This window comes from Nonomuraea sp. NPDC050022 (genome assembly GCF_044460705.1).
Classification (GTDB): domain Bacteria; phylum Actinomycetota; class Actinomycetes; order Streptosporangiales; family Streptosporangiaceae; genus Nonomuraea.
Window position 1 is genome coordinate 429,714 of sequence record NZ_JBITKE010000009.1, and the last position, 17,429, is coordinate 447,142.

The following is a 17,429-nucleotide window of genomic DNA, read 5'->3' on the forward strand; positions in this document are numbered from 1 at the left end:
CTCGCATGTCCGAACACCACACACTTGCGCCGCTCCGCCGGGTCCGCACCGACGTACTCGAAGTTGCCTACTACGAGACGGGCTCTGCGGCGAACGACACCGTGCTGCTCCTGCACGGTTTTCCCTACGACATCCACAGCTACGTGGCCGTGGCCCCGCTGCTCGCGGAGAGCGGGTTCCGGGTCGTCGTCCCCTATCTGCGGGGCCACGGGCCCACGAGGTTTCTTTCCGATTCGACTCCGCGCTCGGGTCAGCAGGCCGTCCTGGGCGTGGCCGACGGCAACTTTCCGGTCACGGACGGTTCTCCGACCGCCCATCACTTCACCGGCCTCCGGCTCCACCGCACAGTGGCGGGGGCCGGCCACAACCTTCCGCAGGAGCGTCCCGCGGCATTCGCTACGGCCGTTCGTGACGTGCGCGAACTGCGGCGGGAGAACGCCGGCCGCGAGCGCTTCGTCGGACGACGCCAGGACACACCATGACTCACTCCCCCGCCACAGACGGCGCCGCCTCCCTCCGCGTCAGCAGTGCCCGTGGCCGGTGGACCCTGCTGGCCACCGTGCTGGGGTCCAGTGTCGTACTGCTCGGATCGACCGTCACCAACGTTGCGCTGCCGCATATCGGCGACGACTTCGGAGCTGACCTCGCCGTCCTCCAGTGGACGGTGAACGCCTACATGCTGACCCTGGCGGGCCTCATCCTGCTGGGCGGGTCCCTGGGCGACCGTTTCGGGCGGCGGCGCATCTTCGTCGTGGGCATCGTGTGGTTCGCGGCGGCCTCCCTGCTGTGTGGCCTGGCTCCGGACGCCACCACGCTGATCGCTGCCCGGGCCCTGCAGGGCGTCGGCGGCGCACTGCTCACCCCCGGCTCACTGGCGATCATCGAGGCATCCTTTCACCCGGACGACCGGCCGCGCGCGATCGGCCTGTGGTCGGGCTTCGGCGGTATCGGCGCGGCCCTCGGGCCGTTCTTGGGCGGGTGGTTGGTGGACGGCCCCGGCTGGCGTTGGACCTTCCTGCTGAGCATCGTCCCGGCGCTGCTGTGTGTGCCCGTCGCGCTGCGCCATGTCCCCGAGTCCGTGGGCACGCCCCCGGACGCCATCTTCGCGGCCGGCGCGGAGGTCCGACGGCGGCTCGGTTTCGACGTACCCGGCGCCGTCCTGGGCGCCCTGGCGCTCGCTCTGGCCACCTACGCGCTGACCGAGGCGCGCCACGGCGGTCTGGTGGCCGTCATCGCGGCCGTCGGCGGCGTGGTGGCGGGTGCCACCTTCCTCGCTGTGGAACGGCGCAGCGTCGACCCGATGATTCCGCCGGCCATCTTCTCGTCCCGGCAGTTCTCCGCCGTCAACCTGATCACCCTGTGCGTCTACGCGGGCACGGGCGGGTTCTTTTTCCTGACCGCTCTGCAACTGCAGATCGTCGTCGGCTACTCGGCGCTGGCAGCCGGTGCGGCGATGCTGCCCAACACCTTGCTGATGCTGCTGTTCTCCTCCGGCTCCGGGGTGCTCGCCCAGCGTCTGGGGCCGCGGATCCCGCTCACCATCGGCCCGCTGGTGTGCGGGGCGGGCATGCTGATGATGCTGCGGGTCGGGCCGGGCGCGTCCTACCTGACCGACGTCCTCCCCGCCCTGCTGGTGATGGGAGCCGGCATGGTGGTCATGGTCGCTCCGCTGACCGTGACCCTGCTGTCCTCGGTGAGCGCCTCGAACGCCGGGCTGGCCAGCGGCATCAACAACGCTGCGGCCCGGGCGGCCGGGCTAGTGGCTGTGGCGGCACTGCCGCTACTGGTCGGGATGGGACCGGACGCCTACCGTTCGGACGCAGCCTTCGATACGTCGTTCAGCCGGGCCATGCCGCTGTGCGCGGGCCTGGTGGCCATCGGTGCGTCGATCGCCTTCGGCATGCTGCAGCGGACCGCCGCGGCCTCGCACCGGCCGCACGGTCGGACCCACAGCTGGCTGATGGAACCGCCGCTGGTGTCCCGCTTCGCCCATCACCAAACCATCGATTGAGACCCGGCGGGGGACTCCCGGCCGTCCACACCGGTGGATGCCCGCCGGTCCTGCCGTACACGAAAGGATCAAGACATGTCGTACCCGTACCCGGAGCAGAAGTACTGGGGTGAGGACGGTGAGGTCAGCGCCGTCTTCCGTCCGGCCACCGCACCACCGGACATCGGTGAGAGCGGTACCGGCAAGGACGCCCTCCACTATTTGGCGACCACCGGCACCACCCGGGGTGAGTTCGGGCTGTACCGGGTGGAGATGCGGCCCAGGGCGGGCGGCCCTAAGACGCACTTCCACAAGCGGATCTCGGAATCGTTCTACATCCTGGACGGCATGGTGCGCGTGTTCGACGGTGTGCTGTGGGTCGACGCCCGCAAGGGAGACTTCCTGCACGTGCCCCAGGGCGGGCTACACGCCTTCCGGAACGACTCCGACGCTCCGGCCGACATGCTGCTGCTGTTCACCCCGGGAGCCCCGCGCGAGGAGTACTTCGAGCAGGTGTCGCACCTGGCACACTCTTCGGAGGAGGAGCGTGCCACATTCTTCGACAAGCACGACTCGTACTTTGTGGAGTAGGAGCGGTTGGCGCCCAGCGCCGCGCCGCTGGAGATGAGGAATCCCCGTACCAGGCGCGATCAGTGGTAGAAGGCGCTCGGTTCAGTCTGAGGCCGGATTCACCGCCAGAGCCGCACGGTGCAGGAAGGCGCGTTCGGCCGCGTTGCCGCTGCGGGCGATCGCCGCCTCATACGCCTGTGCCGCCTCCGCCCCACGGCCCAGGCGGCGGAGCAGGTCAGCGCGGATCGCGTGATAGAGGTAGAAGCCGTCCAGGTCGAGGTCGTCGACCAGGGCGAGTGCCGCTGACGGCCCGTTGACCTCGGCCACCGCCACCGCCCGGTTCAACGCGACCACCGGGCTCGGGGCCACGGCGGCGAGCTGGTCGTACAACTGGAGGATCTGCCCCCAATCGGTGGCCGCCGCCGACGGCGCGTCACTGTGCACCGCGTTGATCGCGGCCTGGATCTGGTAAGGCCCGGGTCGGCCGCGTCGCAGGCAGGCTCGGACGATGGCCTGGCCTTCCGCGATCAGGGAGTGCTCCCAGCGGGCCCGGTCCTGGTCGGCCAGGAGCACCAGGTCGCCGTCCGGGGTGGTGCGGGTGGCTCGCCGCGACTCGATCAGCAGCATCAGCGCGAGCAATCCGAGGACCTCGGGCTCGTCGGGCATCAGCGCGGCCAGCAGGCGGCCCAGCCGGATCGCCTCGGCGGCGAGGTCCTCGCGGGTCAGCCGATCGCCGGAGCTCGCGGTGTAGCCCTCGTTGAAGATCAGATACACCACGGCCAGCACGGATCGCAGCCGGGCCGGGAGGTCGGCGTCGGCGGGTACGCGATAGGGGATGCGGGCGTCGCGGATCTTGCCTTTGGCTCGGACCAGGCGCTGGGCCATGGTCGGCTCGGGGACCAGGAAGGCGCGGGCGATCTCCGCGGTGGACAGGCCGCCCAGCAGTCGCAGGGTGAGGGCGACCTGGGCGGTGGTGGCCAGCGCGGGATGGCAGCAGGTGAAGATCAGACGCAGCCGGTCGTCACGCACGGGACCCTCCTCGGCCGGTTCATCGGGGACGCGCAGCCTGGCGGCCTCGGCGTACCGCCGGTCGCGGCTCGCCTCGCGGCGCACCCGGTCGATGGCCCGGTTGCGGGCGGTGGTGATGATCCAACCGTCGGGGCTGGGCGGCAGACCGGTGGACGGCCACCGCTTGACCGCCTCGGCGAAGGCCTCCTGGACCGCCTCCTCGGCGAGATCGATGTCGCCGAAGACACGCACCAGGACCGCCACGGCCCGCCCGTACTCCTCCCGGAACACACCCTCGATATCCGGCGCCATCGGATGCGGCTCCATCGGATCGGGTGGCATCGGGTCGGCTGCCATCGGGTCCCGCCTGGTCGGGTCAGGCGTGGTCGGGTCGGGCAGGGTCCGGTCGGGCATCAACGGGTCGGGTGGCGTCTGACTCGGCGTCACCGGATCGGGCGGTGCTGGGTCGGGCGTGATCGGGTCCGGGGTCATCGGATTGGGCGGACCTCTATGGGCAGGGTGGTGGCCTGGGCCATCTTGCCGGCCCAGATGAGGGCCGCGTCCAGGTCCGGGGCCTCGACAACGGTGAAGCCGCCGACGTGTTCCTTGCCCTCGGTGAAAGGGCCGTCGGTCATCAGTACGTCGCCGTTCTGGGCGCGGAGCACCGTGGCCGTGGTCGGTGGGTATAGACCCACGCTGAAGACCCACGCACCGGCGGCCCGCAGCTCCTGGTTCAGTGCTTCGAGGTCGTCCATGATCTTGGCGAGGATCGGCGGGGCCGGTGGTGGCCCGTCCGGCTGGTACACACTGAGCAGGTACTCGGTCATCGGGTCTCCCTCTGGTAGGTGGCGATCACTACGCCGGTGGTGGTCGTTACGCTGTCCGTCAGCCGCAGCGGGCGGGAGGCGCCGTCGTCGGCGAACAGCCGGCTGCCGGTGCCCAGCACCAGCGGATGCGTCAGCAGGACGTACTCGTCGATCAGATCACGGCGAGCTAGCTGTCTGACCAGGTCCAGGCTGCCGATGACGCCCAGGGTCGGGCCTGGCTGCGCCCGCAGCCCGGCCACGGCCTCGACCGCGTCGCCGTCCAGCAGGGTCGAGTTGGCCCACGGCAACGGCTGGGACGGCGTCCGCGATGCCACGTACTTGTGTGTCCGGTTGAGCACCTCGGTGAACGGGTTGCCGTCGTTCTGTTCGGGCCAGTAGCCGAACAAGTCCTCGTACGTGCGGCGGCCCAGCAGCAGGCTGCCCTCCTCGGCCATCCGCCGCCCCATGACCGCGCCCATGATGTGGTCGCTGTAGGGCAGGGCCCAGCCGCCGTGGCTGAAGCCGCCGCGCGGGTCCTCGTCCGGGCGGCCCGGCGCCTGCGCCACCCCGTCGAGCGTCACGCTGCTGGTCACGACAATCTTCATGGCGAGCTTCTCCTGTCGGATTTGGCGTCGTTCTCGTGCCGGCGTCTCACCCTTCACACGAATCGCGATGGCCCGGATCGACAGGGGAGCGCGAAATTTCTCAGATGAAGTCGAGCAGGGCGCGGTCGACCTCTTCGGGGAAGGTCCGGCCGATGTTGTGCGGGCCGCCCTCCACCTCGATGAACGGGACACCCTTGATGAGCCCTGGCAGACGCCGGTCGGTGCCGTCTAAAGCACAAGAAATGTTGCACAATGGCTCTTGTGTATTTAGGGTGGCGTCATGTCCCAGATCACCGACTCCAGGGTGCTCGCGGCCATGGCGCACCCGGTGCGCCGGCGCCTGCTCGACCTGTTGAAGATCCACGGCCCCGGCACCGCGAGCGCGCTGGCGCAGCGCACGGGCGAGGCGGTGGGCAATGTCAGCCACCACCTGCGCGCCCTGGCCGGCGCCGGGCTGATCGAGGAGGCGCCCGAGCTGGCCCGCGACCGGCGCGAGCGCTGGTGGCGGCGCACCTCGGAGAAGTTGTGCTGGTCCTCCACGGACTTCGCCGAGGACGCGGCGGGCGAGGCCATCGCCCGCGCCCTTGAGTCGCTCAACCTGGAACGGCAGGTCGGCCACGTACGGCGCTGGGCCGACCAGCCCCAATCCGAGCATGAACGCTGGCAGCGTGGCCCGTTCTCCACCGAGACCTGGATCCAGGCGACCGACGACGAGCTGGCGCAGTTCGCCGCCGAGATCATCGCCGTCATGGACAAATGGGCCGAGCGAGACATCCCCGACGATGGCCAGGAACGCGCCACCGTCTTCACCTTCGCCCGTGGCGTTCCGGGGCGGCCATGACGGCCGAGACGCTTACCAAGCCCAGGTTCGGCCTGCTCCGGAAGCGTGACTTCCGGCTGCTGTGGATCGGCGAGAGCGCCAGCAGCCTGGGCAGCGCGGTCACCGGAGTCGCGCTGCCCATGGTCGCGGTGACCGTGCTGCACGCCTCCCCGTTCGCCGTCAGCGTGCTGGCGGCGGCCGTCTGGCTGCCGTGGCTGCTGGTCGGCCTGCCCGCGGGGGCCTGGGTCGATCGGCTCTCCCGGCGCAGGGTGATGCTCGCCGCCGACTGGGTGTCGATGGCGGCCTTCCTCAGCGTTCCGGCCGCGGCCCTGCTCGGCGTTCTGACCACCGGCCAGCTCGTCGCGGTCGCGCTGGTCGCCGGGACGGCGAAGGTGTTCTTCGCGACCGCCTACCGGGCGTACCTGCCGTCGCTGGTCGAGGACCACGACCTGCTGGAGGCCAACGCGAAGCTGCAGGGCAGCGAGCAGGTGGCCAACCTGACAGGGCCTGGCGTGGCCGGGCTCCTCGCCCAGCTCGCCTCCGCGCTCGGCGGTCTGGTGGTGGACGCGGTGAGCTTCGCCGTCTCGGCGCTCTGCCTGATGCGCGTCAGGCACGTCGAGATCGTGGAGCCGCGGCCCCGGCGACGGCTGCGCAGCGAGATCAGGGACGGGCTGCGCACGGTGGTGGGCGACCCGCTGCTGCGCGGCAACATGTTCTACGGCTGCGTGGCCAACCTGGCGCTGACCGGCTACCAGTCGCTGCTCGTCGTCTTCCTGGTCGGCGACATCGGCCTGTCCGCGGGCACGACAGGCGCGCTGCTCGCGGCCACCAGCGCGGGCGGCGTCGCCGGCGCCTTCGCCGCCCGACCGCTGGCGGCCCGGCTGGGCAGCGCGCGGGCCGTCCTGCTCGGCAAGGCCGGCCTGGCGCCGCTGGGCCTGCTGATCGCGTGCGCGGATCGCGGCGTCGGGTTGGTGCTGTTCGTGGCGGCCAGCATCACGATCATCGGGGGGATCGTCGCCGGGAACGTGATCTTCAGCGGGTTCACGCAGTCGTACGTGCCCGGCGAGCTGATGGGCAGGGTGAGCACCAGTATCCAGGTGGTCAACTTCGGCGCCATCCCGCTCGGCGCCCTGGTGGCGGGCACGCTGGCCGAGGCGTTCTCCGTGCGCGCGGCCCTGTGGGTGATGCTGGGTGTCTTCGCGCTGAGCGGCCTCATCCTGCTGGCGAGCCCGCTGCGGCGCCTGCGCGACCTGCCCGCGGGCCGGATGCACACGCGGACCGGCTCGGCGGTCGGCTCGGCCGTCTCGGACTGAGTGGTAGGGCTCGGCCGTCCCGAACCGAACGGTGGGTTCGGCTGTCCCGAACTGAGCGGACGGGCAGGCTTGTTCGGTGGTGGGCTCGGCTGTCCCGAACTGAGCGGAGTCGTGGCGTCCGCGAGGGTCACGGGCCCGATCGGGCGCGGCACGGCGCCGATGAGCCGGGCGGGTGGGCCGGTTCAAGCGCAGCTCAAGCCCCAGATGTCCGGCGCAGAACTGTCGGTGCCAACAGGCATGATGGCCCTATGACCGACGAGCCCCCCATCACCGTCCTGGCCGACGAAACGGCCTACGCCGAAGCCGTGCAGCTTGCTGTCGACTCCGCCGCTGCCTACTACACCGACGGCACCTCCACCCGCGACGACGACACCTACGACCGGCTGGTCCGTGGCATCGAGGCATATGAGGCCAAGCACCCCGACCAGGTGCTGCCCAACTCGCCGACCGGGAAGGTGGCCGGCGGGGCGGTGGTCGGGGATGTGCCGCATACCGTGCCCATGCTGAGTCTGGACAACGTGTTCGGTGCTGAGCAACTGGCTGAATGGGCCGCCGGGCTGGAGCGGAGGCTGGGGCGGGCGGTGGCCGCCTGGAGCGTGGAGCCCAAGCTCGACGGCCTGGCGATCTCGGCGCGCTACCGGCACGGCCGCCTGACGCAGCTCGTGACCCGGGGAGACGGCGTCGCCGGCGAGGATGTCTCCCACGCCATCGGCACGATCGTCGGCCTGCCCGACCGGCTGGCCGAGGCGGTCACGGTGGAGCTGCGCGGTGAGGTGATGATGACGGCCTCGCAGTTCGAGGACGCCTGCGCCAAGCGGCAGGCGCATGACGGCACCACGTTCGCCAATCCGCGCAGCGCGGCGGCGGGCACGCTGCGGGCACAGGACCGGCCGTATGTGTGCGAGCTGACGTTCTTCGGCTACGGCGCGCTGCCCCACCCCGATGACGGCTCCGAGCCGGCCGTGCGCCTGCGCGAGCTGCCGCACAGCGAGGTCATGGCGTGGGTGGCCGGGCAGGGAGTGCAGACCACGGCGGCCACGCCGGTCGCGGGCATCGTGGCCGAGTCGCTGGAGCAGGTTCAGGAGCGCGTCGAAAAGATCGCCGCCGTCCGTCCGGAGCTGCCGTTCGGCATCGACGGCATCGTGATCAAGTGTGATCTGGCGGTCGACCAGGTGGCGGCCGGGTTCAGCTCACGAGCGCCGCGCTGGGCGATCGCCTACAAGCTACCCGCCACCGAGAAGATCACCAAGCTGATCGGCGTGGAGTGGAACACCGGCCGCACCGGCATCATCGCCCCCCGGGCCGTGCTGGAGCCGGTGGAGCTCGACGGCAGCACCGTCACCTACGCCACCCTGCACAACGTCGCCGACATCACCCGCCGCGGCCTGATGCTCGGCGACAGCGTGACCGTCTACAAGGCGGGCGACGTCATCCCGCGCGTGGAGGCCCCGGTGGTGCACCTGCGCACCGGCGACGAGCAGCCGATCGAGATTCCCCAGGTCTGCCCGTCGTGCGGTGACGCCATCGACGCCTCGCAGGAGCGCTGGCGATGCGTGCGCGGGCGCCAGTGCCGGGCGATCGCCTCCATCGCCTACGCCGTCGGCCGTGACACCCTCGACATCGAGGGGCTCGCGGAAAACCGGATCCAGCAGATGCTCGACGCCGGGCTGATCGTCGACTTCGCCGACCTGTTCACCTTGACCCGCGAGCAGTTGCTCGGCCTGGAGCGGATGGGCGAGATCAGCACCGACAATCTCCTGGCCGCCATCGAGCGGGCCAAGGCCCAGCCGCTGAGCAGGGTGTTCTGCGCGCTGGGTGTGCGCGGCACCGGGCGGTCCATGTCCCGCCGCATCGCCCGGCACTTCGGCATGATGGACGCCATCCGCGCCGCCGGGGCCGACGGGGTGCAGGAGGTGGAGGGCGTCGGGCCGGAGAAGGCCACGCTGCTGGTCGCCGAGCTGGCCGAGCTCACCGACCTGATCGACAAGCTGGTGGCCGCGGGGGTCAACATGACCGAGCCCGGGGGCGCCACGCGTCTGCCGGCGGGCGAGGAGCCGACTGGCGAGACGAAGGAGGCGCGGCCGCTGGACGGGATGTCGGTGGTGGTGACCGGAGCCATGAGCGGGCCGCTGGCGGAGCTGACCCGCAACGAGGTCAACGAGCTGGTCGAGCGTGCCGGCGGCAAGTCGTCGTCGAGCGTCTCAGCCCGGACGTCACTCCTGGTAGCCGGGGAGAAGGCAGGGTCGAAGCGGGCCAAAGCCGAGCAGCTCGGGGTGCGGATCGTCACCCCTGAGGAGTTCGCCGAGCTGGTCGCCGCCTACATCGGCAAGAACCTGGACTAGTCGCCGCCTACACCAGCAAAAGTCTGGATTAACAGCAGGTTTCCGCCGTGACACATGTTGATTGCTCGTTACGCCAGTGAGTTACATGTAACGAACGCACAGCCACGGATCGTCAAAGTGCGTAACGCGCGATTCCTACATTCGGGTTCTGGCCGCCGAACGGCCGAGTTGGCCAAGTGGGCCGAGTGTAGGAGGAACGATGGCGCGCTGGATCGCCGAGTGGCACCCCGACGACAAGGCTTTCTGGGAGAGCACCGGCAAGCGGATCGCCCGGCGCAACCTCGCCTTCTCGATCCTGGCCGAGCATCTCGGGTTCACGGTGTGGACGCTGTGGAGCATCGTGGCCGCCAAGATGGGCGCCTACGACTTCTCCACCGACCAGCTCTTCTGGCTGGTGGCGCTGCCCAACCTCATCGGCTCCGTGCTGCGCGTCCCCTACACCTTCGGGCCGGCCAGGTTCGGTGGCGCCACGTTCACCACGGTCAGCGCGTTGCTGCTGGTCATACCGGCGGTGCTGCTCGGGCTGGCGGTCAGCGATCCGGGCACGCCGTACTGGATGTTCCTGGTGATCGCGGCGCTGGCCGGGGTCGGCGGCGGCAACTTCGCTTCCAGTATGGCGAACATCACCTACTTCTACCCGCGCTCGCGGCAAGGCGTGGCGCTCGGGCTGAACGCGGCCGGTGGCAACATCGGGGTCAGCTCCGTGCAGCTGGTCATGCCGCTGGTGATCGGCGGGTTCGGGCTGGCGGCCGCCGGGTGGTTCTGGGTGCCGCTGGCCGTCGTGGCCGCCGCCTGCGCGTGGTTCTTCATGGACAACCTGTCGAGCGCCAGGGCCAAGCCGCGTGAGCAGCTGGCGGTGGCCGGGCGGGCGCAGACGTGGATCATGTCGTTCCTGTACATCGGTACGTTCGGCTCGTTCATCGGCTACTCGACGGCCTTCCCGCTGCTGGCCAAGAGCCTGTTCCCCGGCTCGCCGTGGGCGGCGGTGGCCTTCGTCGGCCCGCTGCTCGGCTCGCTGATCAGGCCGGTGGGCGGCTGGCTGGCCGACAAGATGGGCGGCGCGCCGGTGACCCTGTGGAACTTCGCCGCCATGGGCGTCGGTGTGGTCCTGGTCTGGCTCGGCAGCACCTCGGGCGACTTCTGGCTGTTCTTCCTGGCCTTCCAGATGCTCTTCCTCACGGCGGGCGTCGGCAACGGCTCCACCTACCGGATGATCCCCGCGATCTTCCAGGCCAAGGCGGTGGCCGAGCGCGGCACCGGCGAGGAGGCCCTGATGTACGGCAAGCGGCAGGCGTCGGCCGCCATCGGGATCATCTCCGCGGTCGGGGCGCTCGGCGGCTTCCTCATCAACCGCGCGTTCGGGATGTCGTTCGCCGAGACGGGGAGCCCGGCCACCGCGTTCGTCGGGTTCGGCGCCTTCTACGTGGCCTGTTTCGCGCTCACCTGGTGGTGCTACACGCGCAAGGTCGGCGTCTCGCTGGTCGGCAGTCTGGCCCACGCCCGTGTCTGAGGACGCCGTGGTGACCGCGACCCACTGCCCGTACTGCGCCCTCCAGTGCGGCATGACGATCACCGCCACGGGGACCGACATCACGATCACCCCGCGCACCGACGTACCGGCCAACTCCGGCGGGGCCCTGTGCCAGAAGGGCTGGACGGCGGCCGACCTGCTGACCAACGGCGAGCGCCTGACCACGCCGCTGCTCCACGGCCGGCCCGTGGCCTGGGGCACCGCCCTCGACTACGTCGCCGACCGGCTGACCGCCATACGCGCCGTGCACGGCCCCGACGGAGTGGCCGTGTTCGGCGGCGGCGGGCTGACCAACGAGAAGGCCTACCAGCTCGGCAAGTTCGCCAGGGTCGCGCTCGGCACCAGCCAGATCGACTACAACGGCCGCTTCTGCATGTCGTCGGCCGCGGCCGCCTCGCTCAGGGCGTTCGGGCTGGACCGCGGCCTGCCGTTCCCCATCACCGACCTGGCCGAGACCGACGTCGTGCTGCTGGCCGGCGGGAACGTCGCCGAGACCATGCCGCCCTTCGTCCGCCACCTGACCGGGCCGCGGCTCATCGTTATCGACCCCCGCCGCACCGCGACGGCCAAGCTGGCCTGGCTGCACCTGCAGCCCACGCCGGGCACCGACCTGGCGCTCGCCCTCGGGCTGCTGCACCTGGTCATCGCCGAAGGGCTCGTCGACGAGGACTACGTCGCCGCCAGGACTTCGGGCTTCGAGCAGGTCCGTACGTCGCTCGCGTCCTGGTGGCCCGAGCGGGTCGAACGCGTCACCGGCGTGCCGGTGGCCAGGATGCGCGAGGCCGTACGCGCGCTCGCCTCGGCCGGACGGGCCGCCGTGCTCACCGGGCGGGGAGCCGAGCAGCACGCCAAGGGCACCGACACCGTCACCGCGTTCATCAACCTGGCCCTGGCGCTGGGGCTGCCCGGCCGCCCCGGCTCCGGGTACGGCTGCCTGACCGGCCAGGGCAACGGCCAGGGCGGCAGGGAGCACGGTCAGAAGGCCGACCAGCTGCCCGGCTACCGCAAGATCGACGACCCGGCCGCCCGCGAGCACGTCGCCGCGATCTGGGGCGTACGACCCGAAGAGCTGCCCGGCCCGGGACGCTCGGCGTACGAGCTGCTCGACGCGCTAGGGACGCCCCAGGGGCCGCGCGCCCTGCTGGTCTTCGGCTCCAACCCGGTGGTCTCCGCGCCGCGCTCCGCGCACGTGACCGAGCGGCTGGACGCGCTGGACCTGCTGGTGGTCTGCGACATCGTGCTGTCGGAGACGGCCGCACGGGCCGACGTGGTCTTCCCCGTGACGCAGTGGGCCGAGGAGACCGGCACGATGACGAACCTCGAGGGCCGGGTCCTGCTGCGCCGTCAGGCCGTACCCGCTCCCGAAGGGGTCAGGAGCGACCTGGAGATCGTCCGGGAGCTGGCCAGCCGGCTCGGCCACCGGTTCTCGGCCGAGCCGCGGGAGGTGTTCGAGGAGCTGGGCCGCGCCAGCGCGGGCGGGGTGGCCGACTACGCGGGCATCACCTACGAGCGGATCACCGAGGAGACCGGCGTGTTCTGGCCGTGTCCGTCGCCGGACGACCCCGGCCGGCCGCGTCCGTTCCTCGACTCCTTCGCCACTCCCGACGGGCGCGCCAGGTTCGTGCCCGTCGAGCACCGGCCCGCGGCCGAGGAGCCCGACGACGACTACCCGGTCTACCTGACCACGGGCCGCGTACTCGCCCAGTACCAGAGCGGCGCGCAGACCCGCAGGATCGCCGCCCTGTCCAAGGCCGCGCCGGAGCCGTTCGTCGAGCTCCATCCCGACCTCGCCGAGCAGCTGGCCATCACCGCCGGAGACGTCGTACGGGTGCTCAGCCGGCGGGGCGAGAGCACGGGGGTCGCCAGGGTCAGCGACTCGATCAGGCGAGACACCGTCTTCATGCCGTTCCACTGGGAGGGAGCCAACCGTCTGACCAATCCCGCGCTCGATCCGTCATCGCGGATGCCGGAGTTCAAGGTCTGCGCCGTCAGGGTGGAGAAGGTCGCATGAGGCTCGTCGTAGTGGGGAACGGAATGGCCGGGTCGCGGCTGGTCGGTGAGGTGCGGGCACGTGATCCGCACATGCCGGTCACCGTGTTCGGCGCCGAGACCTGGCAGCCCTACAACCGGGTGCTGCTGTCCAACGTCCTGGCCGGGAGCTCGGGTCCCGACCAGGTGCGGCTGCTCGACCCGAGCTGGTACGCCACACACGACGTCGAGGCCGTCTTCGGCACCGAGGTGGTGCGCGTCGACAGGAACGCCCAGACGGTGATCACCGCCGACGGGCGGAGCACACCGTACGACGTGCTGGTCCTGGCCACCGGCAGCGAGGCGATCGTTCCGCCGGTGCCGGGAGCCGAGCTGGCGATCCCGTTCCGCACGCTCGACGACTGCCACCGCATCCTGGCGGCGGCCGAGCACGGACGCAGAGCGGTGGTGGTCGGCGGCGGCCTGCTCGGCATCGAGGCCGCGCGCGGGCTCGCCGGGCGCGGCCTGCCAGTGACGCTGCTGCACCTGGCCGGCCATCTGATGGAGCGGCAGCTGGACGCCGAGGCCGGGCTGGTGCTCGGCGAGACGCTCACCGGGCTGGGCGTGGACATCCGCACCGGCGTGACGGCCGAGGCCATCCTGGAGGAGGGCGTACGGCTGTCCGACGGCGAACTGGTCGAGGGCGACCTCGTCGTGCTGGCCTGCGGCGTGCGGCCCATGACGGCCCTGGCCAAGGAGTCGGGCCTGAACGTCCGGCGGGGCATCGTCGTGGACGACGAGATGCGTACCGAGGACCCGGCGGTGTTCGCCATCGGCGAGTGCGCCGAGCACGAGGGCACCGTCTACGGCCTGGTCGCCCCCGCCTGGGAGCAGGCGGCCGTCGCCGCCGAGATCATCACCGGCGGCAAGGCGCTCTACCGGGGCTCGCGGCTGGTGACCAGGCTCAAGGCCAGGAGTGTCGAGCTGGCCGCGATGGGCGAGACCCACCTCACCGAGGAGCACGCCGAGGTGGTGCGCTTCACCCACCGGGCCCGCGGTACGTACCGCAAACTCGTCATCCGCGACGGCCGGCTGGTCGGCGCGATCCTGCTGGGTGACACCGACGCCGTCGGCACGCTCACCCAGCTGTTCGACCGCGGCGGGCCGCTGCCGGGTGATCGGGCCGGGCTGCTGTTCCCCGGCCTGGGGGCGGTCACCGTGGCCGACAGCCCGGTGCTGATGCCCGACGCGGCGAAGGTCTGCCAGTGCAACAACGTGACCAAGGGCCAGATCAGGGCGTGCTGGGAGGCCGGCGCGCGGGACGTGGCCGGAGTGGCGGCCGCGACCAGGGCCACGACCGGGTGTGGGACGTGCCGGGATGCCGTGGAGGGCATCGTCGGCTGGCTGTGTGAGCAGGAAGGGATCTCGGCATGAGCAAGATCGTTGTCGTCGGTTACGGACCCACCGCCCACCGGCTCGTCGAAACGCTGCACGAGCGGGGCTTCGGCGGCCAGGTCACGGTGATCGGCGAGGAGCCCCGCCCCGCCTACGACCGGGTGGCGCTGACCTCCTACCTGTCGGGGACCAGCGTCGAGGACCTCACCTACCCGGTGCCGCCGGGCACGGTGACCAGGCTCGGCGGGCGCGTCACCGGGATCGACCGCGCGGCCCGTACGGTCACGCTGGCCGACGGATCAGCCGAGTCGTACGACGTGCTCGTGCTGGCGACCGGGTCGGCGCCGTTCGTGCCGCCGGTGCCTGGCGCGGAGCACGCCTACGTCTACCGGACGATCGACGACCTCGACGCGATCAGGATGGCCGCCAAGGACGCGACCGAGGGCGTGGTGGTCGGCGGCGGGCTGCTCGGCCTGGAGGCCGCCGACGCGCTGCGCGGGCTGGGACTCAAGACGCACATCGTGGAGATGAGCCCCTGGCTGATGCCCCGGCAGGTCGACGAGGGCGGCGGCTCGGTGCTCAAGAGCCACATCGAAGGGCTCGGGCTCAGCGTGCACGCGGGCGCGGGCGTCAAGGAGATCGTCGCGGGCGAGCGCGGCGTCACCGGCCTGCGCAAGCCCGACGGAACGCTGCTCGACGCCCAGATCGTCGTCTTCTCCGCCGGGATCAGGCCGCGCGACGAGCTCGCCCGCGCGAGCGGGCTGGAGGTCGGCGAGCGCGGCGGCATCACGGTGGACGCCGGGATGCGCACCTCGGACCCGGCGATCTACGCGATCGGCGAGTGCGCGCTGGCGGGCGGCATGGTGTACGGGCTGGTCGGGCCGTGCTTCACCATGGCGGAGGTGGCCGCGGACCGCATCCTGGGCGGGGCCGCCACCTTCGACGGGGCCGACATGTCCACCAAGCTGAAGCTGCTCGGTGTCGAGGTGGCGCAGTTCGGCGCGATGGACGGGGCGCTCGACGTCACCTACATGGACCCGGTGGCCGGCGTCTACAAGAGGCTGTTCATCAGCGACGACGCCAAGACGCTGCTCGGCGGCATCTGCGTCGGCGACGCCTCGCCGTACGGGTCGCTGCGGCCCTTCGTCGGCAAGCCGCTGCCCGCAGCGCCGTCCGACCTGCTGTTCACCGGGTCGGGGGCGGAGCTGGAGCTGCCCGACGACGCGCAGGTGTGCTCGTGCAACAACGTCAGCGCGGGGACGGTCCGCACCGCCATCGCCGACAAGGCGCTCACCGACGTGCCCGGGGTCAAGGCGTGCACGCGGGCGGGCACCACCTGCGGGAGCTGCGTGCCGATGCTCAAGCAGCTCCTGGAGAAGTCCGGGGTCGAGCTGAGCAAGGCGCTGTGCGAGCACTTCGCCTACTCCAGGGCCGAGTTGTACGACATCGTCAGGGTGCGCGGCATCAGCACCTTCTCGGAGCTGGTCTCCGCGCACGGGCAGGGCAGGGGCTGCGACATCTGCAAGCCGGCCGTGGCCTCGATCCTCGCCTCGCTGCACAACGGGCACGTCCTGGACGGCGAGCGGGCGGCCCTGCAGGACACCAACGACGCCTTCCTGGCCAACATCCAGAAGAACGGCACCTACTCGGTCGTCCCGCGTATCCCCGGCGGCGAGATCACGCCGGACAAGCTCATCGTGATCGGCGAGGTGGCCCGCGACTTCGGCCTCTACACCAAGATCACCGGAGGGCAGCGGATCGACCTGTTCGGGGCCCGCGTCGAGCAGTTGCCGCAGATCTGGCGGCGGCTCGTGGACGCCGGGTTCGAATCGGGCCACGCCTACGGCAAGGCGCTGCGGACGGTGAAGTCGTGCGTCGGCTCGGCTTGGTGCCGCTACGGCGTCCAGGACTCCGTCGGCCTGGCCATCGACCTGGAGCTGCGTTACCGCGGCCTGCGCGCGCCGCACAAGCTCAAGTCGGCTGTGTCCGGCTGCGCCCGTGAGTGCGCGGAGGCCCGCTCGAAGGACTTCGGGGTCATCGCCACCGAGCAGGGCTGGAACCTGTACGTCGGCGGCAACGGGGGCTTCAAGCCGCGCCACGCCGACCTGCTGGCGGCGGATCTGACCACCGAGGAGCTGATCAGGACGATCGACCGGTTCGTCATGTTCTACATACGGACGGCCGACCGGCTGCAGCGCACCGCCGCCTGGCTGGAGTCGCTCGACGGCGGGCTCGACTACCTGCGACAGGTGATCATCGACGACTCCCTGGGGATCTGCGCCGAGCTGGACGCCCAGATGGAGCACCACGTCGCCACGTACGTGGACGAGTGGCAGACGACCATCGATGACCCGGACAAGCTCGGCAGGTTCGTGAGCTTCGTCAACGCGCCCGGGGTCCCTGACCCGTCCATCGTCTTCGAGACCGAACGCGACCAGATCAAGCCCGTGGAGGTGGCTGCCCGATGAGTGGTTGGATCCCAGTCTGTGGCTATCAGGGACTGCTGCCGGAGCGCGGGGTGTGCGCTCTGGTGGACGGACGGCAGGTGGCCGTCTTCCGTACGTTCGACGGCACCGTCCACGCGATCGGCAACCTGGACCCGTTCAGTGGGGCGCAGGTGCTGTCGCGGGGTATCGTCGGCACCCGGCAGGGGGAGCCGACTGTGGCGTCGCCCCTGCACAAGCAGGTGTTCTCGCTGGTGAGCGGGGTGTGTCTGGATGAGCCGGAGTTCTCTGTTCCGGTCTATCCGATACGGGTGGAGGCCGGGCTGGTACAGGTGGGTACGGGCGCCTAGCGGGCGCCAGGGTCGCTTCTATGGTTCGGCCAATACGTCCGCCGGTGGGTACACGTGGGCTGCCTGATGTCCCACCGGCAGGACACAGCGCCGGTCGGAGTCGACGCTGTCGCAGCGCTCCGCGTCGTCGCGTTGCGGCAGGGGCTCGGGTTCGGGGGTAGTGCTCAGGATGGTCTCCAGGTGCGGCACTCGTTGGACGCTATCGGCGAGGCGGCGGCCGTTTGGTCGCGGCCCGGCAACGATCCAACCTCTGAACGATCTCATCAACTCCTGTGAAGGTTACTGTG

At 70.9% G+C, this 17,429-nt stretch carries 15 protein-coding genes; 11 read left to right on the forward strand and 4 right to left on the reverse strand.

All coding sequences use genetic code 11. The features are described from left to right. Positions 1–5: 5 nt before the first annotated feature. From ACIBO2_RS37235 to ACIBO2_RS37245, 3 genes are all read left to right on the forward strand, one after another. On the forward strand, positions 6–482 hold the full coding sequence (locus tag ACIBO2_RS37235) for an alpha/beta fold hydrolase (protein WP_358545163.1): 477 nt from the start codon (positions 6–8) through the stop codon (positions 480–482). Next, positions 479–2,011 carry an MFS transporter gene (locus tag ACIBO2_RS37240; protein WP_397303076.1) on the forward strand — a complete coding sequence of 511 codons (1,533 nt, stop codon included), beginning with the start codon at positions 479–481 and terminating at the stop codon, positions 2,009–2,011. The genes ACIBO2_RS37235 and ACIBO2_RS37240 overlap by 4 nt, the downstream gene beginning before the upstream one ends. Before the next feature lie 75 nt (positions 2,012–2,086). After that, a complete protein-coding gene (locus tag ACIBO2_RS37245; protein WP_358545166.1) occupies positions 2,087–2,581 on the forward strand; it encodes a cupin domain-containing protein in 495 nt (164 codons plus the stop codon). An 81-nt stretch (positions 2,582–2,662) separates the two neighbouring features. Here the strand turns inward: ACIBO2_RS37245 and ACIBO2_RS37250 are convergent, their stop codons facing one another. The 4 genes from ACIBO2_RS37250 to ACIBO2_RS37265 all read right to left on the reverse strand — a co-directional run bounded on the left by ACIBO2_RS37250 (position 2,663) and on the right by ACIBO2_RS37265 (position 5,232). Further along, on the reverse strand, positions 2,663–3,895 hold the full coding sequence (locus tag ACIBO2_RS37250) for an RNA polymerase sigma factor (protein ID WP_397303257.1): 1,233 nt from the start codon (positions 3,893–3,895) through the stop codon (positions 2,663–2,665). Between the two features lie 161 nt (positions 3,896–4,056). Next, on the reverse strand, positions 4,057–4,395 hold the full coding sequence (locus ACIBO2_RS37255) for a YciI family protein (RefSeq protein ID WP_358545170.1): 339 nt from the start codon (positions 4,393–4,395) through the stop codon (positions 4,057–4,059). Then, on the reverse strand, positions 4,392–4,979 hold the full coding sequence (locus ACIBO2_RS37260; protein ID WP_358545171.1) for a dihydrofolate reductase family protein: 588 nt from the start codon (positions 4,977–4,979) through the stop codon (positions 4,392–4,394). Before ACIBO2_RS37260 ends, ACIBO2_RS37255 begins: the two co-directional genes overlap by 4 nt. 100 nt (positions 4,980–5,079) lie before the next feature. Further along, entirely contained in the window at positions 5,080–5,232 is a 153-nt protein-coding gene (locus ACIBO2_RS37265) for a hypothetical protein (protein ID WP_358545173.1), read from the reverse strand. A 27-nt stretch (positions 5,233–5,259) separates the two neighbouring features. Between ACIBO2_RS37265 and ACIBO2_RS37270 the strand changes: the two genes are divergently transcribed. From ACIBO2_RS37270 to nirD, 8 genes are all read left to right on the forward strand, one after another. Then, positions 5,260–5,820, forward strand: coding sequence for a helix-turn-helix domain-containing protein (locus ACIBO2_RS37270; protein WP_358545174.1), 561 nt, complete (start codon positions 5,260–5,262; stop codon positions 5,818–5,820). Further along, entirely contained in the window at positions 5,817–7,112 is a 1,296-nt protein-coding gene (locus ACIBO2_RS37275) for an MFS transporter (RefSeq protein WP_397303081.1), read from the forward strand. Before ACIBO2_RS37270 ends, ACIBO2_RS37275 begins: the two co-directional genes overlap by 4 nt. A gap of 248 nt (positions 7,113–7,360) precedes the next feature. After that, positions 7,361–9,454: an NAD-dependent DNA ligase LigA gene (ligA, locus tag ACIBO2_RS37280; RefSeq protein WP_358545178.1), complete on the forward strand. Its 2,094-nt coding sequence runs from the start codon at positions 7,361–7,363 to the stop codon at positions 9,452–9,454. Between the two features lie 199 nt (positions 9,455–9,653). Further along, a complete protein-coding gene (locus tag ACIBO2_RS37285) occupies positions 9,654–10,964 on the forward strand; it encodes an MFS transporter (protein WP_358545180.1) in 1,311 nt (436 codons plus the stop codon). 10 nt (positions 10,965–10,974) lie between these two features. Beyond that, the gene (locus ACIBO2_RS37290; protein ID WP_397303085.1) at positions 10,975–12,996 is read left to right on the forward strand and encodes a molybdopterin oxidoreductase family protein; all 2,022 of its coding nucleotides are present in this window, start codon (positions 10,975–10,977) and stop codon (positions 12,994–12,996) included. Further along, on the forward strand, positions 12,993–14,387 hold the full coding sequence (locus ACIBO2_RS37295; protein ID WP_358545184.1) for an FAD-dependent oxidoreductase: 1,395 nt from the start codon (positions 12,993–12,995) through the stop codon (positions 14,385–14,387). The genes ACIBO2_RS37290 and ACIBO2_RS37295 overlap by 4 nt, the downstream gene beginning before the upstream one ends. Further along, entirely contained in the window at positions 14,384–16,816 is a 2,433-nt protein-coding gene (gene nirB, locus ACIBO2_RS37300; protein ID WP_358545186.1) for a nitrite reductase large subunit NirB, read from the forward strand. The genes ACIBO2_RS37295 and nirB overlap by 4 nt, the downstream gene beginning before the upstream one ends. Beyond that, positions 16,813–17,142: a nitrite reductase small subunit NirD gene (nirD, locus tag ACIBO2_RS37305; RefSeq protein ID WP_225289070.1), complete on the forward strand. Its 330-nt coding sequence runs from the start codon at positions 16,813–16,815 to the stop codon at positions 17,140–17,142. Before nirB ends, nirD begins: the two co-directional genes overlap by 4 nt. Positions 17,143–17,429 lie beyond the last annotated feature (287 nt).